Genomic DNA, 19,697 nt, shown 5'->3' on the forward strand with positions numbered 1-19,697 from the left:
CGAGGAGGAGTTTCGGGTGGGACCCCGGAGGTGCGCTCGGGGCGGTGCTCCGGGTGGCGGGGTCAGCCCGCGTACGGATCGGGGGTGGTTCCCGGCCTGGCCAGGAACGCGAAGTCGCAGCCGGTGTCGGCCTGGGAGATCTGCTCCATGTAGAGCGCGCCGTAGCCGCGCTCGTACCGGGCCGGAGGAGGCGTCCACGCGGCCCTGCGGCGGTCCAGCTCCTCGTCCGTGGCGTGCAGGTGGAGGGAGCGTGCCGCGACGTCGAGGGTGATCGTATCGCCCGTACGGACGAGGGCAAGGGGTCCGCCGACATGGGACTCGGGTGCCACGTGCAGCACACAGGCCCCGTAACTCGTCCCGCTCATCCGGGCGTCGGAGATCCGGACCATGTCCTTCACCCCCTGCTCCAGGAGGTACGCGGGGATCGGCAGCATCCCGTACTCCGGCATGCCGGGCCCGCCCTTGGGACCCGCGCCGCGCAGCACGAGGACGTGGTCGGCGGTGATGCCCAGCGCCGGATCGTCGATGGTCCGCTGCATGGTCCGGTAGTCGTCGAAGACGACCGCGGGACCGGTGTGCTTCATCAGCCGCGGCTCGGCCGCGATGTGCTTGATGACCGCGCCGTCCGGACAGAGGTTGCCCCGCAGCACCGCGACCCCGCCCTCGGCCGCCAGCGGCCTGGACCGGTCCCGGATCACGTCGTCGTCGTGGACGAGGGCGCCGGCGAGCTGCTCGCGCAGCGTGGCGTGCGAGACCGTCGGCCGGTCCAGGTGCAGCACGTCCGTGAGCCGCGAGAGGAAGCCGGGCATCCCGCCCGCGAAGTGGAAGTCCTCCATGAGGTACCGGCCGCCCGGCCGGAGGTTCGCGAGGACCGGGACGGTCCGCGCGATCCGGTCGAAGTCGTCGAGCGTGAGCGTCACCCCGGAGCGCCCGGCCATCGCGATCAGGTGGATCACCGCGTTGGTCGAGCCGCCGAGCGCCAGGACGGCGGCGACGGCGTCCTCGTACGCCTCCCGGGTCAGCAGCCGTGACAGCCGCAGGTCCTCCCGTACGAGCTCCACGATCCGCAGCCCCGAGGCCGCGGCCATCCGGTCGTGGCCCGAGTCCACCGCCGGCACCGAGGAGGCGCCCGGCACGGTCACGCCCAGGGTCTCCGCGGCGGCGGTGAGCGTGGAGGCCGTCCCCATGGTCATGCAGTGGCCGGGCGAGCGGGCCAGACCGCTCTCCAGCTCGGCCATCTCGCAGTCGCCGATCCGCCCGGCCCGCTTCTCGTCCCAGTACTTCCACATGTCCGTACCGGAGCCGAGGGTCTCGCCGCGCCAGTGGCCGGGCAGCATCGGACCGGCCGGGACGAAGACGGTCGGCAGGTCGACGGAGGCGGCGCCCATGAGCAGCGCCGGGGTCGTCTTGTCGCAGCCGCCCATGAGGACCGCCCCGTCCACCGGGTACGAGCGGAGCAACTCCTCGGTCTCCAGGGCGAGGAGATTGCGGTAGAGCATCGGCGTCGGCTTCTGGAAGGTCTCCGAGAGGGTGGAGACCGGGAACTCCAGGGGGAAGCCGCCCGCCTGCCACACCCCCCGCTTCACCGCCTGTGCGCGGTCGCGGAGGTGGACGTGGCAGGGGTTGATGTCGGACCAGGTGTTGAGGATCGCGATCACCGGCTTGCCGAGGTGCTCCTCGGGCAGATAGCCGAGCTGGCGGGTGCGGGCGCGGTGGCTGAACGAGCGCAGCCCGTCCGTGCCGTACCACTGGTGACTGCGCAGGTCCTCGGGCTTCCTCGTCACATCGGCCACCCGGCGGCTATCGCGGCGACCTCGGCCCGCTCGCTCTCCGGGAGCTCCCGGCTCGGCGGGCGGATGTCGCGGCGGCACAGGCCGAGCGAGGCGAGGGCCTCCTTGACCACCGTCACGTTGTCGGCGCTGCCGTTCGCCGCGCGCAGCTCCTCGAAGCGGCGGATCCGCTCCCACACCTTCATCGCCGTCGGGTAGTCGCCGGCCCGCAGCGCGTGCAGCATCTCCAGGGAGAGCGCGGGGGAGACGTTGACGAGGCCGGAGGTGAAGCCGCTCGCGCCGCTCGCGAAGTAGGAGGGGGCGTACGGTTCGGCGAGCCCCGCCACCCACACGAAGCGGTCGAGGCCCGCGTCCCGGGCGAAGCCGGCGAATCGGGAGGCGTCCGGGACGGCGTACTTCACCCCGATCACGTTGGGGCAGGCGGCGCCGAGTTCGGCGAGCCGGGCACCGCTCAGGAGCGGGTTGCGGAGGTACGGGACGACGCCGAGCTCCGGCACGGCCTCGGCGATGGCCCGGTGGTAGTCGACCCAGCCGCTCTCGGAGACGTACGGGTGCACGGGCTGGTGCACCATCAGCATGTGGGCCCCGGTGGCGCGGGCGTGCCGGGCGGCCTCGACGGCCGTCGGCACGTCGTGGCCGACGCCGACCAGGATCACGGCGCGGTCCCCGGCCTCCTCGACGGTCGCCTCGGTGAGGGAGCGGCGCTCCTCGGGGGTGAGGGCGTAGAACTCGCCGGTGTTGCCGTTCGGCGTGAGGGTGCGGACGCCGCCGTCGAGCAGCCGGCGCAGCAGCGTCCGGTGCGCGACGGTGTCGACCGAGCCGTCCTCGGCGAACGGGGTGACGGGGATGGCCACCACATCGGCGAGGGCGGCCCTCAGGGTCTCGAAATCCATGCTCACTCGCTGTTCAGGGGGGAGTGGGGGAAGGCGCGCTCGACGAACGAGGCGATGTGGTCGTGTACGGCCAGGCCGGCACCCTCGACATCGCCCGCGGCGGCGAGCCGCAGGATCTCCTCGTGCTCCGCGGCCTCGCGCTCCCAGGAGGGGACGGCGGCCCAGGCGACCGTGGAGACCAGGGCGGCCTGGTCGCGGACCTCGTCGAGCATCCGGCCGAGCAGCGGATTGCCGCAGGGCAGGTAGAGCGCGCGGTGGAAGTCCCGGTTCGCCAGGGACCGTTCGGCCGGGTCCTCGGCCCCGGCGGCCCGCCGCAGCGCCTCGTGCGCATCGTCGAGCGGGGCGGCGGAGGCCACCGCGCGGCGGACCGCCTCGGGCTCCAGGAGCAGGCGCACGTCGTAGACCGAGCGGGCCATGTCCGCGTCGACCATCCGGACCGTGACGCCCTTGTACTGGCTCATCACCACGAGCCCGCTGCCCGCGAGGGTCTTGAGCGCCTCGCGCACCGGGGTCTTCGACACCCCGAAGCGCGCGGCGAGTTCGGTCTCCACGAGCGCCTGGCCGGGTCTGAGCCCTCCGGTGAGGATGTCGTGCTTGATCGCCTCCAGGACGTACTGGGTGCGGGACGGGATGGGGCTGGGGGCGAAGGCCATGGAGCACTCTCAGATCTCGTGTATCGCGTCTCATATATGACGTACGAAGTGCAACGGGCATGAAGCTATGGGGGCGTTCGTGTTTCGTCAATGCTTCGCGCAAACGCTTTCTACGGGACCCGCGCTCGACACCGGCGCCGCCCTCGCCTGCCGGACGGTGCTCGCGGCTGCCCCCCGGGTCCTCTCCTGACGAGCGTCCGGCCGTGACGGAGGCCCGGGGCGCCGGCCTCGGCACGACGAGTACGGTGACCGTCCCGGACCGCCGGGGCGCCCCGGCGGCGGCTACCGGGTGACGCGGAAGGGCCCTCCTCCGCAGTGCGGGGGAGGGCCTACGCTCGTCCCGTGATCGATACCCCTGAGCACTGGACCGTCCGCCACTTCCTCCAGGCCAACCCGTCGGGTCCGGGCTGCGACAGCGTCCCGGCGCTCCTGCGGCGCCTCGCCGACACCATCGAGGCTCTCGGGCCCGTCGAGATCCAGGACGTGGTGCTCCATGAGGAGATGACCGAGCACGGCTCCTGGCGATCGGGAACGGTCTACTACCACCTGCCGGAGGACGACTGACGCAGCCTGGGGTGGAGCGGTGATCGGCGGGGTGGCGTCGGCGGCCGTTGTCAGCCTCCGCCTTCCTCGCCCGCGGCCTCGGTGGTCACCAGCGCGACGGCGGCTTCGCGGTCCTCGTCGACTCGGTCAAGGTGCGGCAGCTCGGCGCCTGAGCGTGGGGCTCGGCGTCGCCGCGCTGTCGTTCGCCGTGGTCAGCGGTAGTCGTCCGGGTGACCCTGCATCCACGTGTTGATGAAGTCGCGGGTGCCGATGAGCAGCTTCTCGTGCTTCTTCAGGTTCTCGGAGGAACTGTCCCCGGCCAGCGTCTTGTTGAGCTCGGCGATCTTCCGGATCGGCTCGGGGAAGTGTCCGGGCCCCTTGGGGTCGGCCTTCATCGCCCCGTCCAGCTCCTGGAGTTCCTTGTGGACGCGGCCGAGGAAGTAGGCGCAGTCCGCCGCGCAGGAGTCGTTGAGCGTGGCCTGGAGGGTGGCGAAGGCGTCACGGACCTTCTCGCCGGAGGACGGCGCCGGCGCGCCTGACGCGGTGGGGGTGCCGTCGGGCTCCGAGGGCGCGGTCGTGGGGTCGGCAGCGGTCGCCTCCGGCGCACCGGTGGTGGCCGATGCCGTCGCCACCGTGCCAGGGCCCGCCGCCGGGCGGTCGGGCTCCGGCGTCGTGCCGCAGGAGACGGCGAGCGCGGCGAGCGCCGCCGCCAGCAGGGCGACGCGGCGTACGGATGACGTGCTGGTCATGGTGGGCCCCCGGGTAGACGGTCACGGGAGCCTACCCGCCTCCCGCAGGCAGAGGGGGGCGTCCCGCCGGGCCCGGAGGAGACCGGCGGGACACCCCTTGCGTCGCGCTTCCCGGTCCCTCAGCCGGAGAAGGCGACGTGCGCGAGGCGCAGCGGCCCGCGCAGTTCGACGCGGAAGTCCGTCACGTCGCGGACGTGACAGGGCGCCCCCACGGTGGTGTGGTCGTACGGGCCGTCCGTGGGCTCCACCGTCACGCGGGCCAGCTCGGCCGTCCCCGTACCGGCGAAGAACGTCACCTCGCCCGACCCTGCGGCCGTCACGGCCAGTTCCGTGACGCCGTCGCCGAAGTCGCAGGCCCGGTAGAGGAGCGTGCCGGGCACGTCCGGATCGGCCGGGGTCACCGCGTCGCCGGAGACCCGGGAGCGGTCGACGATCACGGTCGCGGTCTGCTCGTCGTAGTCGACGGCCTCCAGACCCGTCTCCAGGACCGGACGCGGCCCGGGTGCCGTGCCCGGCACCTCGACGCGGACCGTACGGCGCACGTCGGCGCTGGACGTGGCCGCGAGGAACTCGTACGGCCCCGGGTCCACGGCCCATCGGCCGTGGGCCACGTCCCAGAAGCCGAGCGCCGCCACCGGCACGGTGAAGGAGAGCGCGGTGGACGCGCCGGGCGTGAGGTGGACCCGTTCGTGGGCGAGGAGTTCGCGGTGCGGCCGCGGCACGGAGGGCGCCACGGCCCGCCCGTACACCTGGACGACCTCGTCCGAGGCGACGGCGCCGGTGTTGGTGACGGTGCAGGAGATCCGTACCTCCTCGCCGTCGACCGCCGCCGTCAGCTCCTCGTACTCGAAGGTCGTGTAGGAGAGGCCGTGCCCGAAGGGGTAGAGCGGGGTGCCGTCGAAGTACAGGTACGTCTGGCGGCCGCCGATCACGTCGTAGTCGAGCATCCCGGGCAGGTCGGCGTCCGCCGCGTACCAGGTCTGGGGGAGCCGGCCCGCCGGGGAGACGTCACCGGCCAGGATCCGGGCGAGTGCCGTGCCCGCGGCCTGGCCCCCGTGCGCCGTCCAGAGCAGGGCCGGGAGCGTCCCGGCCGCCTCCGGCACCGCGTACGGGTAGGAGGAGACGAGGACGAGCGCGGTCCGGGGGTTCGCGGCGTGCGCGGCCCGCCACAGCCGGTCCTGCTGCGCGGGCAGCGCGAGCGTCGTGCGGTCCTCGGTCTCCCGGCCGTTGACGTGCGGGTCGTTCCCCGCGACGACGATCACCACGTCCGCGTCGGCGGCGGCCCTGGCGACCGTCTCCTCGCCCCGCTCGACCGTCTCGATCGAGAACACCTCGGCGGACGCCCGGCCGGATTCGCGGTCGGATTCGCGGGCGGCGGCAACCTTCACGCCGTCGGCGGCGACAGAGACGTAGCCACCCGTCCCGAGGTGCACAAGGAGGTGCCCGTCCCCATGGGCTTCGAGCCGGAAGGTCTCCTGGACGACCCAGCCGCCGGGCTCGTCAGCCGAGGCGCGGACGAACCCGTCCTCGGCGACCGAGAGGTACCGGCCGTCGGGCGCGCGCAGCGTCAGCACCCCGTCGCCCCAGTCGATCAGGGCCAGCTCGGAGCCCTCCGCGTCGGCGGTCAGCGGCGGCAGGTCGGTGCGGCCGGCGAGCAGGGCCGGGTCGAGCGAGACCTCCATGTCCCTTGCCCCGACCTCCGCATCGCCTTCCGGCACCCGCAGCCACGTGCCCGACGCGGTCCGCAGCCGGATCCGGTCCACCCCCTCGGCGAAGGTCACCCGCTCCGGCCCGAACCGCTCCCGCAGCCCGGCGAGCGGGGTGGAGCGGTGGAGCAGCGAACCGCTGTACCAGTCCAGCTTGCAGGCGTCGGCGAGGAGCCCGACGACGGCGATCCGCACGCCTTCCGTCGCCGCGATCGGCAGGAACGGGCGTCCCTCGCCGCCCGACGGCTCGTTTTTGAGGAGAACGACCGCCGCCTCGGCCGTCTCACGGGCCAGTTCCCGGTGTTCGGGGGTGTCGAACCGGCTCTCGTCCGCGTACGGATCGAGCTCCGGGTCGAACTCGCCGAGGAGACACCGCACGGTCAACTGCCGCCGCACCGCACGGTCCACGTCCGACCGGTCGATCAGACCGCGCTCCAGGGCCCCGCGCAGCCGCCCCAGGATCGGCGAGGCGTCCGTCCCGTGGTCGGTGAAGGAGTCGACCCCGGCGCGCAGCGCGGCCGCCACCGCCTCCTCGTGCGTGGCGAAGTACGCCTGGGAGTCGGCCAGGTTGGACGGGGCACCCGCGTCGGAGCAGACGAGCAGCTCCTGGTCCGTCCAGCTCCGCAACTCCTCCTCCAGGTAGGGGGAGAGGTGGTTCGGGCGACCGTTGACCAGGTTGTACGCGGGCATCACCCCGGCCACCGCGCCCGCCTCGACGGCGCCGCGGAACGCCCGCAGGTCGTACTCGTGCAGGACGCGGGGGCGTACGGAAGCGGAGGAGGTGTCGCGCGCCGCCTCGTTGTTGTGGGCGAGCCAGTGCTTGAGGACGGGGGCGGTACGCCAGTACAGCGGATGGTCGCCGCGCAGCCCGCGGGTGAACGCGGTCGCGATCGCGGAGGTCAGGGCGGGGTCCTCCGCGTACCCCTCCTCGCCGCGGCCCCACAGCGGGTTCCGCAGCAGATTGACCGTCGGCGCCCAGATGTTGAGGCCGACCCGCCCGTCCTTGGCGCGCATCGCGCGCGCCTCGCGGGACACCGCCTCGCCGACCCGGCGCACCAGCTCCGGGTGCCAGCTCGCGCCGAGCCCGACGGCCTGCGGGAACACGGTCGCGGGACCCATCCAGGCGACGCCGTGCAAGGCCTCCTGCCCGGTACGGAACGCGGCGAGGCCCAGGCGGTCGACGCCGGGCGTGAACTGGTGGAGCAGGGCCAGGCGTTCGTCGGCGGTGAGCCGGTCGAGGAGGTCGTCGACGCGCCGGGCGACGGGAAGGGCCGGGTCACGGAAGGGCGGCCGGTGTGCGGTCACGTGCGAGTCCCTTGGCAGAGGAGGAGCGGGAGGCTGTTGCGGCAGATTTCGAAGCGCTTCGATGCTCCGCGCGTGAGGAGTGGGTGTCAAGGAGTCACGGCGACCCACTTCCCGTGTTTGGAGGGCTCCTTGGTATACGGGTGTACCGAAGAGAAGCCCGAGAATCTCGGGAACGGCTCTTGCCGCGCCTGTGACGTTCACTTAACCTCGCAGCAATATCGAAGCGCTTCGACTCGATGGTCGACGGCGCCCCGGGGTTCCGCCCCGCCCGTTCCACCTCCACCTCCACCCCCGCAGCCGGTCGGCGACCCCTCGGTCGCCGTATGTCCTGGCGCGTGCCACGAAGGGTTGACGCAATGACGCCGAACGCCGTCTCCACGGGCTCCCGGAGATCCACCCCGAGCCGGAGCGACACCGGGCAGAGCCGGCGGGGCTTCCTCGCCTCCACCGCCGTCGCCGCCGCGGCGGTGGCCGGCGGCGTCCCGCTGCTCGCGGCCTGCGGTGGCGGTGACTCCGGCACCGGGAAGAAGGACGGCACCACCACCGGCAAGGACGCGGCCAAGCTCCTCCCCGCCTTCGTGGCCGGCACCGTCGTCACCCCCGACATCGCGCCGAAGAACGGCTCCGCCGCCGGCTTCACCCGGGCCATCGCGAGCGCCGAGCTCAAGGCGTCGGTCACCACCAAGAAGGGCAAGGGCAGCGCCCTGACCGTCATGGCCCCGTTCTGGGGGCCGCCGCCCGCCTCCGACAACCCGTACTACAAGGCCATGAACGAGGCCATCGGCGTCCAGGCCGCCTGGCAGAACCAGGACGGCAACGTCTACGACCAGAAGCTCGGCGCCGTCCTCGCCTCCAGCGAGATACCCGACGTGGTCGTCGTCCCCGGCTGGAACCTCGGCGGCAAGATCCCCAGCGCGATCAACGCCAAGTTCGAGGACCTCGGCCCGTACCTCTCCGGCGACAAGGTCAAGGCCTACCCGAACCTGGCGGCCATCCCCACCGACGCCTGGCAGCGCTCGCTCTTCGGCGGCAAGCTGCGCGGCCTGCCCATGCCCGCCTCGTACGTCACGAACATCGCGCCCTTCTACCGCAAGGACCTCTTCGACGCGAAGGGCTGGCAACTCCCCAAGAGCGCCGACGAGTTCCTCGCCCTCGCCAAGGAGATCACCAGCGCCAAGGCCAAGGTCTGGGCCTGCGGGGACATGACCTGGACCGCCTACAACATGTTCGGCGTGCTCCCCGGCAGCGACAAGGCGCTCGGCTGGCACCTCGTCGACGGCAAGCTGATCAACCGCATCGAGACCCCCGAGTACCTCGAAGCCCTGGAGTGGACCCGCAAGCTCTACGACGCCGGAGTCGTCCACCCCGACGAGAAGACCCAGAACCAGGGCGACACCAGCCTCCGCTTCACCGCGGGCCAGTGCCTCGTCTACAACAACGACCTCTCCCACTGGTACGCCAAGTCCTCCGAACAGGCCGCGCAGAACCCGACGTTCGCCATGGCCGCGATGGACATCCCCGGCCACGCGGGCGGCGCACCGAAGCTGTGGGCGACCAACCCCGCCAACATCTGGGCCTTCGTGAGGAAGGGCAGCTCCAAGGCGGTCGTCGAGGACGCCCTCGCCATCGCCGACTTCACCGCCGCGCCCTACGGCACCAAGGAGCGGATGCTCACCGACTACGGGGTCGAGGGCGTCCACCACACCATCAAGGACGGCCTGCCGGTCAAGACCGACAAGGGCAACCAGGAGGTCAGCAGCTCCTGGCTGTTCGTCGCCAGCCCCGCCCCCTACGTGGCACACCCCGACACTCCCGACGTCACCCGGGCCATGGTCGAGTGGCAGCAGCGCATGGGCGCCGTGACCTCCAAGTCCTCGTTCTACGGGATGACGATCACCGAGCCGTCCCAGTGGACCGGTCTCATGAACGACTTCGAGCAGCTGGAGAAGGACATCGTCCGGGGCCGCAAGAAGGTCTCCGACATGCAGCAGGCCGTCTCCGAGTGGAAGACCAAGGGCGGGGACCAGCTGCGCGACTGGTACAGGAAGCTCCTCGACACCACCGGATCCGCGGCGAGCTGACGGTGAGCACGCTCGACACGAAGACCGCGGACCCGGCCGCGCGGGCTCCCGACGGCCCCACCCCGCGTGCCCGAGGCGGCCGGCGCCGGGGCCGTCCCCGCGCCGACGGGCACGTCCCGTTCGCACGGCGGTTCCGGCGCGACCGGACCCTCCTCCTCATGACCGTTCCGGCGCTCGTGCTCGTCCTGGTCTTCCACTACGTCCCGATCCTGGGGAACGTCGTCGCCTTCCAGGACTACGACCCGTACGTCTCCACCAACGGCGTCACCGCCATGCTCGAAAGCCCCTGGGTCGGCCTCGCCCAGTTCGAACGGGTCTTCTCCGACCCGTCGTTCTGGCACGCCGTCGAGAACACCTTCGTCCTCTTCCTGCTCCAGCTGGTGCTCTTCTTCCCGGTGCCCATCGCGCTCGCCCTGCTCGTCAACAGCGTGCTGCGGCCCCGGGTCCGGGCGGTCGTCCAGGCCGTCCTGTACCTGCCGCACTTCTTCTCCTGGGTCCTCGTCATCACGGTCTTCCAGCAGATCCTCGGCGGCGCCGGCATCATCGCCCAGACCCTCCGGCAGTACGGCCACGAGGGCTTCGACCTCATGACCGACCCGGGGGTCTTCAAGTTCCTCGTCACCGCCGAGGGCATCTGGAAGGACGCCGGCTGGGGGGTCATCGTCTTCCTCGCCGCGCTCGCCGCAGTCAACCAGGACCTGTACGAGGCCGCCGCCATGGACGGGGCCGGGCGGTGGCGCCGCATGTGGCACGTCACCCTGCCCGCGCTCCGGCCCGTGATCGCGCTGCTGCTCGTGCTGCGCGTCGGCGACGCGCTCACCGTCGGTTTCGAGCAGCTGCTGCTCCAGCGCGACGCCGTCGGACCCGGGGCGGCCGAGGTCCTCGACACCTTCGTGTGGTGGACGGGCCTGCGCAGCCAGGACTTCAGCTACGCGGCCGCCGCCGGACTGATCAAGGGAGTCGTCGGCCTGGTGCTGGTGCTCTCCGCGAACAAGGTCGCCCACCTCATGGGCGAGCAGGGGGTGTACCGGAAATGACCGCGGGCCAACCGAAGACGTCCCGGCGCCGCACCTCGTGGTGGGCGGCGCCCGCCCGGCCCGTCTGGGAGGAGCCGCCCGGCCGGGCGGGCCTCGCGGCCAAGGGCCTGCTCCTCGCCGGCGCCTGCCTCGCGGTCCTCGTACCGCTGTGGATCGTCGTGGTCACCAGCCTCTCGTCGAAGAAGACGATCACGGAGGTCGGCGGTCTGGTGGTCGTCCCGAGGGACCTCACCTTCATCGCCTACCAGGAGCTCCTGGGCGGCGGCCAGGTCACCCGGGCGGCGGTCGTCAGCGTCCTCGTCACCCTGGCCGGCACCCTGTTCTCCATGACCGTGTCGGTCCTCTGCGCGTACGGGCTCTCCCGGCCCGGCTCGCTCGGCCACCGCTTCATCCTGCTCGCCCTCATGGCCACCATGTTCTTCGGCGCCGGACTCATCCCCACGTACCTGCTCGTCCAGACCCTCGGACTCACCGACACCTACCTCGCGCTGATCCTGCCGAGCGCCGTCAGCGTCTTCAACATCCTCGTCCTGCGTGGCTTCTTCATGGGCATCTCGCCCGAACTCGTCGACAGCGCGCGGATCGACGGCGCCGGAGACCTGCGGATCCTCTGGCAGATCGTCATGCCGCTCTCCCGGGCGGTGATCGCCGTCATCACCCTCTTCTACGCGGTCGGCTACTGGAGCGCCTGGTTCAACGCCTCCATCTACCTCAGCGACCAGAACATGATGCCGCTGCAGAACGTCCTCATCCAGCTCGTGCAGAAACAGGAGATCCCGGTCGGCCTCGGCCAGGCGGTCAGGGCCGGCGACCTCTCCGGACTCGCCGTCCAGATGGCCGTCATGGTCCTCGCCCTGCTGCCGGTCGCAGTCCTCTCGCCCTTCGTCCAGAAGCACTTCAGGAAGGGCATGCTGACCGGCGCAGTCAAGGGCTGACACCTCCCCGCGCAGGCGAAGGCGCCCCGCCTGCGCAGGCGAAGGCCGACCCCGCCCGCGCAGGCAAGGGCCGACCCGCCCCCCGCCCCACCCTCATACGGAGAGACCGCCCGATGCCTCCCAGCCTCGACGACCCGACCCGCTGCTCGCCCCCGCCGTGGCTGGGGCACCGCCACCCCGAGACGCTGCCCCGCGACGAGGACGGCGCCCACCGGGGCGGCGAACTCGACGGACTGCACGCGATCCTCCGCAACACGGCGCGGCTGCCCGGCCGCCACCGCGACCTCCTCACCGGCACCGTGACGGAGGGGACGGTGAAGCCGGCCCGGTTCGGCGTCGTCGTACCGGAGGATCACCGCCCCACGCCCGGGGAGGGCAGGCCGTGACCCACGGCACCTGGGAGCCCGCACCCGCCGCCCGCTGGGAGGACGCCTTCCTCACGGGGAACGGCCGGCACGGTGCCCTGGTCTTCGGCGACCCCGAGGACGACCGGGTGGTCGTCACCCACCACACCCTCGTACGGCCGAACAACGACCCCGCCGACACCGCGCCGCCCCGGCTCGCCGACGCGCTTCCGGCCCTTCAGGACGCCCTGCTCGCCGGCGACACGACCGCCGCCGAACGCTTCACGGACGGCCGCCCGCTGCGCTGGGTCCGGCCCTTCCACCCCGCGTTCCAGACCCGGGTCCGGCGCGCACCCGGCAGTACCGGCGCGGCGACGCACCGGTCCGTCGACTTCACCACCGGGGTGGTCGCCGCCGAGTGCGGGGAGCGGCGCAGCGAGGTCTTCGTCTCCCGCGCCGACGACGTCCTCGTCCAGTACGTCTCCGAGCCCGGCCCGGTGGTCGAGGTCGACCTCGACCACCGGCTGCCGGGCGTCCCCGCGGAACTCGGGACCGGGCGCGGCATCGCCATCGCCGGCCGCGAGAGCGTCCTCACCCTGCGGGCCCGCTACCCGGACAGCCCGCTCGGCTACACGGGCCTCACCCTCCTGCTCAGCGACGCCGGGCGGACCACGATCACCGCCTCCGGCATACGCATCGAGGGCGCCCGGCAGCTGCTGCTCCTCACCCGCGTACGGCGGCACGAGGCCGACGTCAGCACGGCCATGGACGGGGAGACCGAAGGGCTGCGCGCCCTGGTCGACACCGATGGTTCCCTCCCGGACCTCGCCGCCCTCCACGCCCGGCTCCTCGCCCGGCACACCGCGCTGCACGGCCCCGCCTACGGGCGCGTCGCCCTCGACCTCGGCGCGGACCCGACCGAGCGGGCCCTCCCCGGATCCGCCCTGCTCGGCCGGCCCGACAGCGCCGCCCTCCTGGAACGCCTCTTCGCCGCCGGCCGCTACCACCTGCTCTCCTCCTCGGGCCTCCTGCCTCCCCGGCTCACCGGACTGTGGACCGGCGACTGGAACACCGCCTGGTCAGGGGCGTTCACCACGAACGCCAACCTCAACCTCCAGACCGCCTCGGCCGTCGCCGCCGACCTCCCCGAGGTGACCGAGGCTCATACCCGGCTCATCCGCGGACAGTTGGCGCACTGGCGGGACAACGCCCGGGAGATCTTCGGCGCCGGCGGCATCGTCGCCCCCACCCACACGGACGGCGCCTCCGGGCACACGTACCACTTCAGCCGCGACTACCCCCTCCACCTGTGGACCGCCGGAGCCGACTGGCTGCTCGTCCCGCTCCTCGCCCACGAGGAGGCGAGCGGACGGCGCGACCCGCGCGTCACCGGGATCCTCCGCGAACTCGCCGCGTTCTACGAGGACTTCCTCACCCGCACCGGACCCGACGGCCGGATCGTGATCGTCCCCTCCTACTCCCCGGAGAACCGCCCCCACGGCGGAAGCTGGGGCGCGGTCGACGCCACCATGGACATCGCCGCCGCCCGGCACGCCCTGCGCGCCGCCGCCGACCGCGCCCCGGACCAGGACGCCGCCCGGCTCCGGGCGCTCGCCGACCGGCTGCCGCCGTACCGGGTCAACGACGACGGCGCGCTCGCCGAATGGGCCCGCCCCGGGCTCGGCGACCGCTACGACCACCGGCACCTCAGCCACCTCTACCCGGTCTGGCCGCTGGACGAGATCAACCCGTACGACACCCCGGACCTCGCCGGGGCCGCCCGGCGCGCCCTCGCACTCCGGGGCAGCGAGAACGACTCCGCCCACGGCCACCTCCACCACGGCCTGGTCGCCGCCCGGCTCGGGGACGCCGCCCGCACCGAGGACGCCCTCGCCCGCGTGCTCACCGGGGACTACTTCCACGACTCCCTCATGAGCGCGCACTATCCGGCCCGCGACGTCTACAACGCCGATGCCGCGCACAGCCTGCCCGCGCTCCTGATCGAGGCCCTCGTGCAGTCGACGCCCGACCGGCTCGTGCTCCTGCCCGCGCCGCTGGCCCGCTGCCCGCGCGGCCGGCTCACCGGCGTGCGGACCCGGTTCGGCGCGCGCGTCGACCTGACGTGGGCGCCGGGGGAGTACCGCGCGGTCGTCCGGCCGGACCGGGACGCGAAGGTCGAGCTCCGGAGCCCGGCGGGCGCGACCCGACTCGTCCTGCGCGCGGGCGAGGAGCGGGTCGTCAGCTCCCGACCCCGCGCGCCGGCGGGGGGCCGGAGCTGTCCCGCGCCGTCAGGACCGGGGTGAGGAGCTCGACGCCCGCCGTCGGGGCGGTGCCGCCCACCGTCCGTTCGTCTTCCGTTCCGGAGCCGTCGGGTCGGGAGGAGAGGCCCGCGATCAGCCGCTCCACGGCACGGCGGCCCAGCTCCTGCGCGGGGATCGCCACGGAGGTGAGCGCCACCGAGGCCTGGGCGGCGACCGGATCGGGGCAGACGGCGACCACCGACACGTCCTCGGGCACGGCCCGGCCCGTACGCCGCAGCAGCGCGAGCAGCGGTTCGACGGCCGTCTCGTTCTGCACGACGAAGGCGCTGACCCCGGGCCGCTCGTCGACGATCCGGGCCAGGACCCCCGCGACCGCGTCGTGACCGCCCTCGCAGGGCCGGTGCAGGAGCCCGACGCCGAGCTCGGCGGCCCGGTCGCGCAGACCGCGCAGGGTCCGCTCGGCGAAGCCGGTGTGCCGGGCGTAGACGCCGGGGGCCTCCCCGATCACGGCGATCTCCCGGTGCCCGAGGCCCGCCAGATGCTCCACGCACAACGCCCCCGCCGCCGTGAAGTCCAGGTCGACGCAGCTCAGTCCCGCCGGATCGGCCGGCAGCCCGACCAGGACGGCGGGCGGGCCCGCCGCCCGCAGCACCGGCAGCCGCTCGTCGTCGAGCTGGACGTCCATGAGGATCACCGCCTCGGCCAGACCGCTGCCGGTGACCCGGCGCAGCGCCGAGGGGCCCTCCTCGCCGGTGAGCAGCAGCACGTCGTAGCCGTGCGCCCGGGCGGTGGTGGCGACGGCGACCGCGATCTCCAGCATCACCGGCACGTACATGTCGGTCCGCAGCGGCACCATCAGCGCGATGATCCGCGACCGGCTGCTCGCCAACGCCCGCGCGTCCGCGTGGGGTTGGTAGCCGAGCTGCTCGATGCTGGCCCGCACCCGCCGCCGGGTCGGGTCGGAGATGGGACGCTTGCCGCTGAGCACGTAGCTGACCGTGCTCGCCGACACACTGGCGTGCCGGGCGACCTCGCCAAGGGTGACCATCCGTTCTCCCCGCGGGCCGTGACAGTGGTGAAACGCTTCGACGGAGACCGCCGTGATCGCTTCGGCGACCCAGCGAGACCGTAACGTGACCGTGCTGACGTGTCCAGAGTGGAGGATCAGGAAGATCGAAGCGCTTCGATGGCGGGCGGGCGAAGGTGGGCCTCGTCGGTGACCGGGAAGCGACGGAGCTCGCCGGGGTGCCGGGAGCCCAGCGGGGACATCCCGCCGTCCGCCCCCAGGCGGGCGAGCAGGTCGAGGACGAGTCGTCCACGCCGGACCCGCTCACGGGCGGTGGCGAGGGCCTGGTCCCGCAGGTGTGCGCCGTAGGGGTAGATCCCGGCGGCCCGGCTCAGCCCGAACTTCAGGTACAGCGGCGCGCCCCGCCGGATCAACTCGGCCGCCTCGTACATCCGGACGTATCCACCGAGGTCGTCCGGGGCCTCGACGTACAGGTCCATCGGCGCCCGGCTGACCCGCCGGATCTCGCTGAGGTGCGCGAGGGTCAGGTCGGAGGGCACGTTGAGCGAGTCGGCACCGAGCCGCTCGTGGACGGCGAAGGCCGCCGGGTTGACCGGGCCGATCAGCGCGGACACCTTGAAGGTGGTGTCGCTCGGCAACACCCCTTCGGTACGCAGCCGGTGCAGGGTCCACAGGACGCCCTCGTCGGCGACGAGCAGACACCGCACGCCCAAGGCGGCGGCGCGCAGGGCGTCTTCGACGCATCCGGCGAGCGCGTCGTGCCCCCGGGCGCGGAGCCCGGCCCCGCCGGAGTCGGTCCGCGTGGCCGCCCCGGTGTCCCAGGTGCCGCGCGGCCCGGTGAACAGGCACAGCTCGACGGAGCGTTCGGCGCAGGCGTCGACCATCTCCGAGATCTCGGTGTCGGTGAGCATCCAGACGCCGCTGCCCTGGCTGACCCGGTGCACGGGGACGTCGAGCCGCGCGCTCTCGGCGAGCACGACGGCGAGCGCCTCGGGGCCCTCGACGGAGGGGAGTTCGGTGCGCCAGAGGCCGCCGTCGGGAAAGGCGTGCGGGGACGCGTCGGCGAGGTCGTCCGCCGGTACGGGGTGGCCGATGCGGCGGAGCGCTTCGCCGCCGGGACGTCGGGGTGCCGGTCGCGTGGTCATCGGGATCCTCTGTTCGGGAGGTCGGACGAGGTGCGTACGAGGGAGGTGCGCTCAGGGGCGCAGGAGGACCTTGCCGGTCCCGGGGGCGCCGCCGCCCACCAGGGCGAGCGCCTCGCCGAACCGCTCCAGCGGGAACGCGTGGGTGACGAGCGGTGCCGGGTCGAGCACTCCGGCCGAGAAGGCGCGCACCGCGTCCGCCCAGGCGGCGGAGGAGGCGCCGAAGACGGAGCGGAGTTCCAGCTGGTTCACCGAGAGATGGACCGGGTCGATGCCGGTGGCGCCCGCCGCGAACATGCCGGTCAGCACCACCCGGCCGCCCCGTCGCGCGAGGAGGCAGGCGGCGGCGGCCGTCGTGGGGGCCCCGGCGGTCTCCACGACCAGGTCGTAGCGCCCGGACACATCGTCCGCCTCCGCCGGGGAGAGGGTCCGGCCGGCGCCGAAGGAGAGGGCGCGCGAGGCCCGCTCCGTACGGGGGTCGACGACGGCGAGCTCGTCGGGAGAGGAGGCGGCGAGCCACTGGACGGCGAGCAGGCCGAGCGTTCCGGCGCCGACGACGGCGATCCGCTCGCCCGGGCGCGGCCGCCCCGCCCGTATCGCCGCCGCGACGACGGCGGCGGGTTCGAGGAGCGCCGCGGCCCGCAGGTCCACGCCGTGGGGGAGCGGGTGCAACAGCCGTGCGGGGATCACCAGGTGGTCGGCGAAGGCACCCGGCTCCGTGAAGCCGGTCTCCGCGTACCCGGCCGTGCAGAGGCTGGTCTCCCCGTACCGGCACCGCTCGCACGTGCCGCAGGACCGGAAGCCCTCGGCGACGCACGCCCGGCCCACGAGCGCGGGGTCGACGCCGACGCCGACGGCCTCCACGGTGCCGGACCACTCGTGCCCGGGGACCACCGGGTAGCGGACGTATCCCGGGGCGCGGTGACCGTCGTACAGCTCGCGGTCGCTCAGGCAGATCCCGGCGGCGGCGATCCGTACCCGGACCTCGCCCGGTCCCGGCCCGGGCACCTCCCGCTCGACGAGCCGGTGTTCACCGGGAGCGTCGACGACGATGGAACGGCTCCGGCGTACGGAGCCATGGGCGGGTCCTTCGCTCATCGAGGCCGCCTCTTCTCCCAGCCCTCGGCCCACAGGTCGAACCGGGCGCGCCGCTGCGGGAATTCGGCCGCCGCGTCCACGTCCAGCTCGACACCGAGGCCCGGCGCGTGCGAGACGGCGAAGCAGCCCGTCTCGGGATCGACCTCCGGGGCCCCGCGCACCACCTTCGTGATCTCGGCGTCCGCGAAGTCGTTGAAGTGCTCCAGGACCTTGAAGTTCGGCGTGCAGGCCGCGAGTTGGAGGGAGGCGGCGGTGAGGACCGACCCTCCCACGTTGTGCGGGGCGACGAGCACGTAGTGGGTCTCGGCGGTGGCGGCGAGCTTCCTGGCCTCCAGGATGCCGCCGATGTGCCCGACGTCCGGCTGGATGATGTCGGCGGCCTGTGACTCGAACAGCTCCCGGAACTCGATCCGGTCGTGGATCCGTTCCCCGGTCGCGATCGGCAGGTCGACCTTGTCGGCCACCTTGCGCAGGGCCTTGAGGTTCTCCGGCGGCACCGGCTCCTCCAGCCACGCGGGCCGGAACGGGGCCAGTTCGCGGGCGAGCCGGATCGCCGTCGCGGGGGAGAAGCGGCCGTGCATCTCCACCATCAGCTCGGTGTCCGGACCGATCGCGTCCCGTACGGCCTCGATCAGCGCGACCGCGTCCCGCGACCGCTCGGCGTCCAGCTCGAACCGGCCGTTGCCGAACGGGTCGATCTTGAGCGCCCGGTAGCCGCGGGCCACGACCGTACGGGCCGCCGCGTGATAGGCCTCCGGAGTGCGCTCGGTGGTGTACCAGCCGTTCGCGTACGCCGGAACGCGGTCGGTCACCTGCCCGCCGAGGAGCTGCCACACGGGCACGCCGAGCGCCTTGCCCTTGATGTCCCAGCAGGCCATCTCCACGACGGCGATGCCGGACATCACGATCTCGCCGGCCCGTCCGAAGTCGCCGTATTTCATGCGGCGTACGAGATCCTCGACCGCGAACGGGTCGGAGCCGGCGATGTGGTTCGCCTCCGCCTCGCGGAGGTAGCCGATCAGGGCGTCGGTGTGCCCGAGCATCCGGGTCTCGCCGACACCGGTCAGGCCCTCGTCGGTGTGGACCAGGACGTAGGTCAGATCGCGCCAGGGCGTTCCGACGACATGTGTGGTGATTCCCGTGATGCGCACGGTGGTTGCTCCCGGGGCGCTGGCGTGATGTTCGAGATATCGAATAATGTTCGGTGGATCGGCGAGACCGTAGGCAGCGGCCCGTCGACGTGTCAACGGGAGCGTGTCCACGGTGACGCCGACGGGAATGCCGACGGGAACGCCGATGGGAATGCCCATGGGGATCTCGAACGAACAGAGGGTGGGGTGGGCCTCGTGGGACGACTCGTTCCGGCGGTGACCAGGGCATTCGACATACTGGAGCTCTTCCTCCAGGGCGACGGGACGCTGTCCGCGCCCGAGATCACCCGCAGGCTCCAGCTGCCACGCACGACGACGCACGAGCTGGTCGCCACCCTGGCCGCCCGCAACTACCTCGTCCCGGTACCGGAGCAGCCGGGCCGCTACCGGCTCGGCGTCCGCACGTACCAGCTCGGCAGCCGGTACGCGGAACAGCTCGACCTCGCGGCCGAAGGCCACCAGGTCGCCCGCGAGGTGGCCGACACCTGCGGCGAGACCGTCCACGTCGCCCTCCTGGAGGACATGGACGTCATCTACATCGCCAAGGTCGACTCGACGCACGCGGTGCGGATGGTCTCCGCGACCGGCCGCCGCCTTCCCGCCCACTGCACCGCCGTCGGCAAGATGCTCCTGGCCTCCCTCCCCGCGGACGAGCTCGAAGCGCGCCTCGAAGAGCGGCTCGACGAAGGGCCGTTGGAGGCCATGACGCCGAACAGCCTCAGCGACCCGGAGGTGCTGCGGGCCGCGCTCGCCGAGATCCGGATCCTCGGCGTCGCCGTCGAACTCCAGGAGTCCAACCCGGACGTCAGCTGTGTCGCCGCGCCCGTGCGGGACCGGTCCGGCCGGGTCGTCGCGGCGCTGTCCGTCTCGGTGCCGGTCCACCGCTGGAGCGAGGAGCGGGAGAACGAACTCACCGCCCTCGCCGCGAAGGGCGCCGACGAGCTCTCGGCACGGCTCGGACACCGGGGTGCGCGCCGCTGAG

General features: G+C 73.0%; 16 protein-coding genes. 7 read left to right on the forward strand and 9 right to left on the reverse strand.

Annotation, left to right across the window (positions count from 1 at the left end):
- Positions 1-62: 62 nt before the first annotated feature.
- Genes araD through ACFWWU_RS20455 form a run of 3 tightly spaced genes read right to left on the reverse strand, consistent with a single transcriptional unit; the run spans position 63 to position 3,336 of the window.
- Positions 63-1,793 carry an L-arabinonate dehydratase gene (gene araD / locus ACFWWU_RS20445; RefSeq protein ID WP_384147217.1) on the reverse strand — a complete coding sequence of 577 codons (1,731 nt, stop codon included), beginning with the start codon at positions 1,791-1,793 and terminating at the stop codon, positions 63-65.
- Positions 1,781-2,683, reverse strand: a complete 903-nt coding sequence (locus ACFWWU_RS20450; RefSeq protein ID WP_384147218.1) for a dihydrodipicolinate synthase family protein — start codon at positions 2,681-2,683, stop codon at positions 1,781-1,783. Before ACFWWU_RS20450 ends, araD begins: the two co-directional genes overlap by 13 nt.
- Before the next feature lie 2 nt (positions 2,684-2,685).
- Positions 2,686-3,336 (reverse strand): GntR family transcriptional regulator, encoded by a 651-nt coding sequence (locus tag ACFWWU_RS20455; protein ID WP_384147219.1) that lies wholly within the window; start codon positions 3,334-3,336, stop codon positions 2,686-2,688.
- A gap of 342 nt (positions 3,337-3,678) precedes the next feature.
- Here ACFWWU_RS20455 and ACFWWU_RS20460 point away from each other — a divergent pair, with 342 nt between their 5' ends.
- Positions 3,679-3,900, forward strand: a complete 222-nt coding sequence (locus ACFWWU_RS20460; protein WP_384147220.1) for a hypothetical protein — start codon at positions 3,679-3,681, stop codon at positions 3,898-3,900.
- Positions 3,901-4,091: 191 nt separating this feature from the next.
- Here the strand turns inward: ACFWWU_RS20460 and ACFWWU_RS20465 are convergent, their stop codons facing one another.
- The gene (locus tag ACFWWU_RS20465) at positions 4,092-4,628 is read right to left on the reverse strand and encodes a hypothetical protein (RefSeq protein ID WP_384147221.1); all 537 of its coding nucleotides are present in this window, start codon (positions 4,626-4,628) and stop codon (positions 4,092-4,094) included.
- A gap of 119 nt (positions 4,629-4,747) precedes the next feature.
- Positions 4,748-7,639 (reverse strand): glycoside hydrolase family 3 C-terminal domain-containing protein, encoded by a 2,892-nt coding sequence (locus ACFWWU_RS20470; protein WP_384147222.1) that lies wholly within the window; start codon positions 7,637-7,639, stop codon positions 4,748-4,750.
- A gap of 356 nt (positions 7,640-7,995) precedes the next feature.
- On the opposite strand from ACFWWU_RS20470, the gene ACFWWU_RS20475 reads away from it, so the two are divergent.
- The 5 genes from ACFWWU_RS20475 to ACFWWU_RS20495 all read left to right on the forward strand — a co-directional run bounded on the left by ACFWWU_RS20475 (position 7,996) and on the right by ACFWWU_RS20495 (position 14,339).
- Positions 7,996-9,720: a Tat pathway signal sequence domain protein gene (locus ACFWWU_RS20475; protein ID WP_384147223.1), complete on the forward strand. Its 1,725-nt coding sequence runs from the start codon at positions 7,996-7,998 to the stop codon at positions 9,718-9,720.
- Positions 9,721-9,722: 2 nt separating this feature from the next.
- Entirely contained in the window at positions 9,723-10,757 is a 1,035-nt protein-coding gene (locus ACFWWU_RS20480) for an ABC transporter permease (RefSeq protein ID WP_384147224.1), read from the forward strand.
- Positions 10,754-11,692 carry a carbohydrate ABC transporter permease gene (locus ACFWWU_RS20485; RefSeq protein ID WP_384147225.1) on the forward strand — a complete coding sequence of 313 codons (939 nt, stop codon included), beginning with the start codon at positions 10,754-10,756 and terminating at the stop codon, positions 11,690-11,692. Before ACFWWU_RS20480 ends, ACFWWU_RS20485 begins: the two co-directional genes overlap by 4 nt.
- 113 nt (positions 11,693-11,805) lie before the next feature.
- Positions 11,806-12,078, forward strand: coding sequence for a hypothetical protein (locus ACFWWU_RS20490; protein ID WP_384147226.1), 273 nt, complete (start codon positions 11,806-11,808; stop codon positions 12,076-12,078).
- Positions 12,075-14,339, forward strand: a complete 2,265-nt coding sequence (locus tag ACFWWU_RS20495) for a glycoside hydrolase N-terminal domain-containing protein (RefSeq protein WP_384147227.1) — start codon at positions 12,075-12,077, stop codon at positions 14,337-14,339. Before ACFWWU_RS20490 ends, ACFWWU_RS20495 begins: the two co-directional genes overlap by 4 nt.
- On the opposite strand, the gene ACFWWU_RS20500 is transcribed toward ACFWWU_RS20495, so the two are convergent.
- The 4 genes from ACFWWU_RS20500 to ACFWWU_RS20515 form a co-directional block, all read right to left on the reverse strand.
- On the reverse strand, positions 14,275-15,345 hold the full coding sequence (locus ACFWWU_RS20500) for a LacI family DNA-binding transcriptional regulator (RefSeq protein ID WP_384147228.1): 1,071 nt from the start codon (positions 15,343-15,345) through the stop codon (positions 14,275-14,277). The genes ACFWWU_RS20495 and ACFWWU_RS20500 overlap by 65 nt on opposite strands.
- A gap of 116 nt (positions 15,346-15,461) precedes the next feature.
- Positions 15,462-16,469: a hypothetical protein gene (locus ACFWWU_RS20505; RefSeq protein WP_384147229.1), complete on the reverse strand. Its 1,008-nt coding sequence runs from the start codon at positions 16,467-16,469 to the stop codon at positions 15,462-15,464.
- 51 nt (positions 16,470-16,520) lie between these two features.
- The gene (locus ACFWWU_RS20510; RefSeq protein WP_384147230.1) at positions 16,521-17,564 is read right to left on the reverse strand and encodes a zinc-binding dehydrogenase; all 1,044 of its coding nucleotides are present in this window, start codon (positions 17,562-17,564) and stop codon (positions 16,521-16,523) included.
- Positions 17,561-18,715, reverse strand: coding sequence for a mandelate racemase/muconate lactonizing enzyme family protein (locus tag ACFWWU_RS20515; protein WP_384147231.1), 1,155 nt, complete (start codon positions 18,713-18,715; stop codon positions 17,561-17,563). Before ACFWWU_RS20515 ends, ACFWWU_RS20510 begins: the two co-directional genes overlap by 4 nt.
- 195 nt (positions 18,716-18,910) lie before the next feature.
- Here ACFWWU_RS20515 and ACFWWU_RS20520 point away from each other — a divergent pair, with 195 nt between their 5' ends.
- Positions 18,911-19,696, forward strand: coding sequence for an IclR family transcriptional regulator (locus ACFWWU_RS20520; protein WP_384147232.1), 786 nt, complete (start codon positions 18,911-18,913; stop codon positions 19,694-19,696).
- Position 19,697 lies beyond the last annotated feature (1 nt).

Source organism: Streptomyces sp. NPDC058650 (assembly GCF_042717315.1).
Lineage (GTDB): Bacteria > Actinomycetota > Actinomycetes > Streptomycetales > Streptomycetaceae > Streptomyces.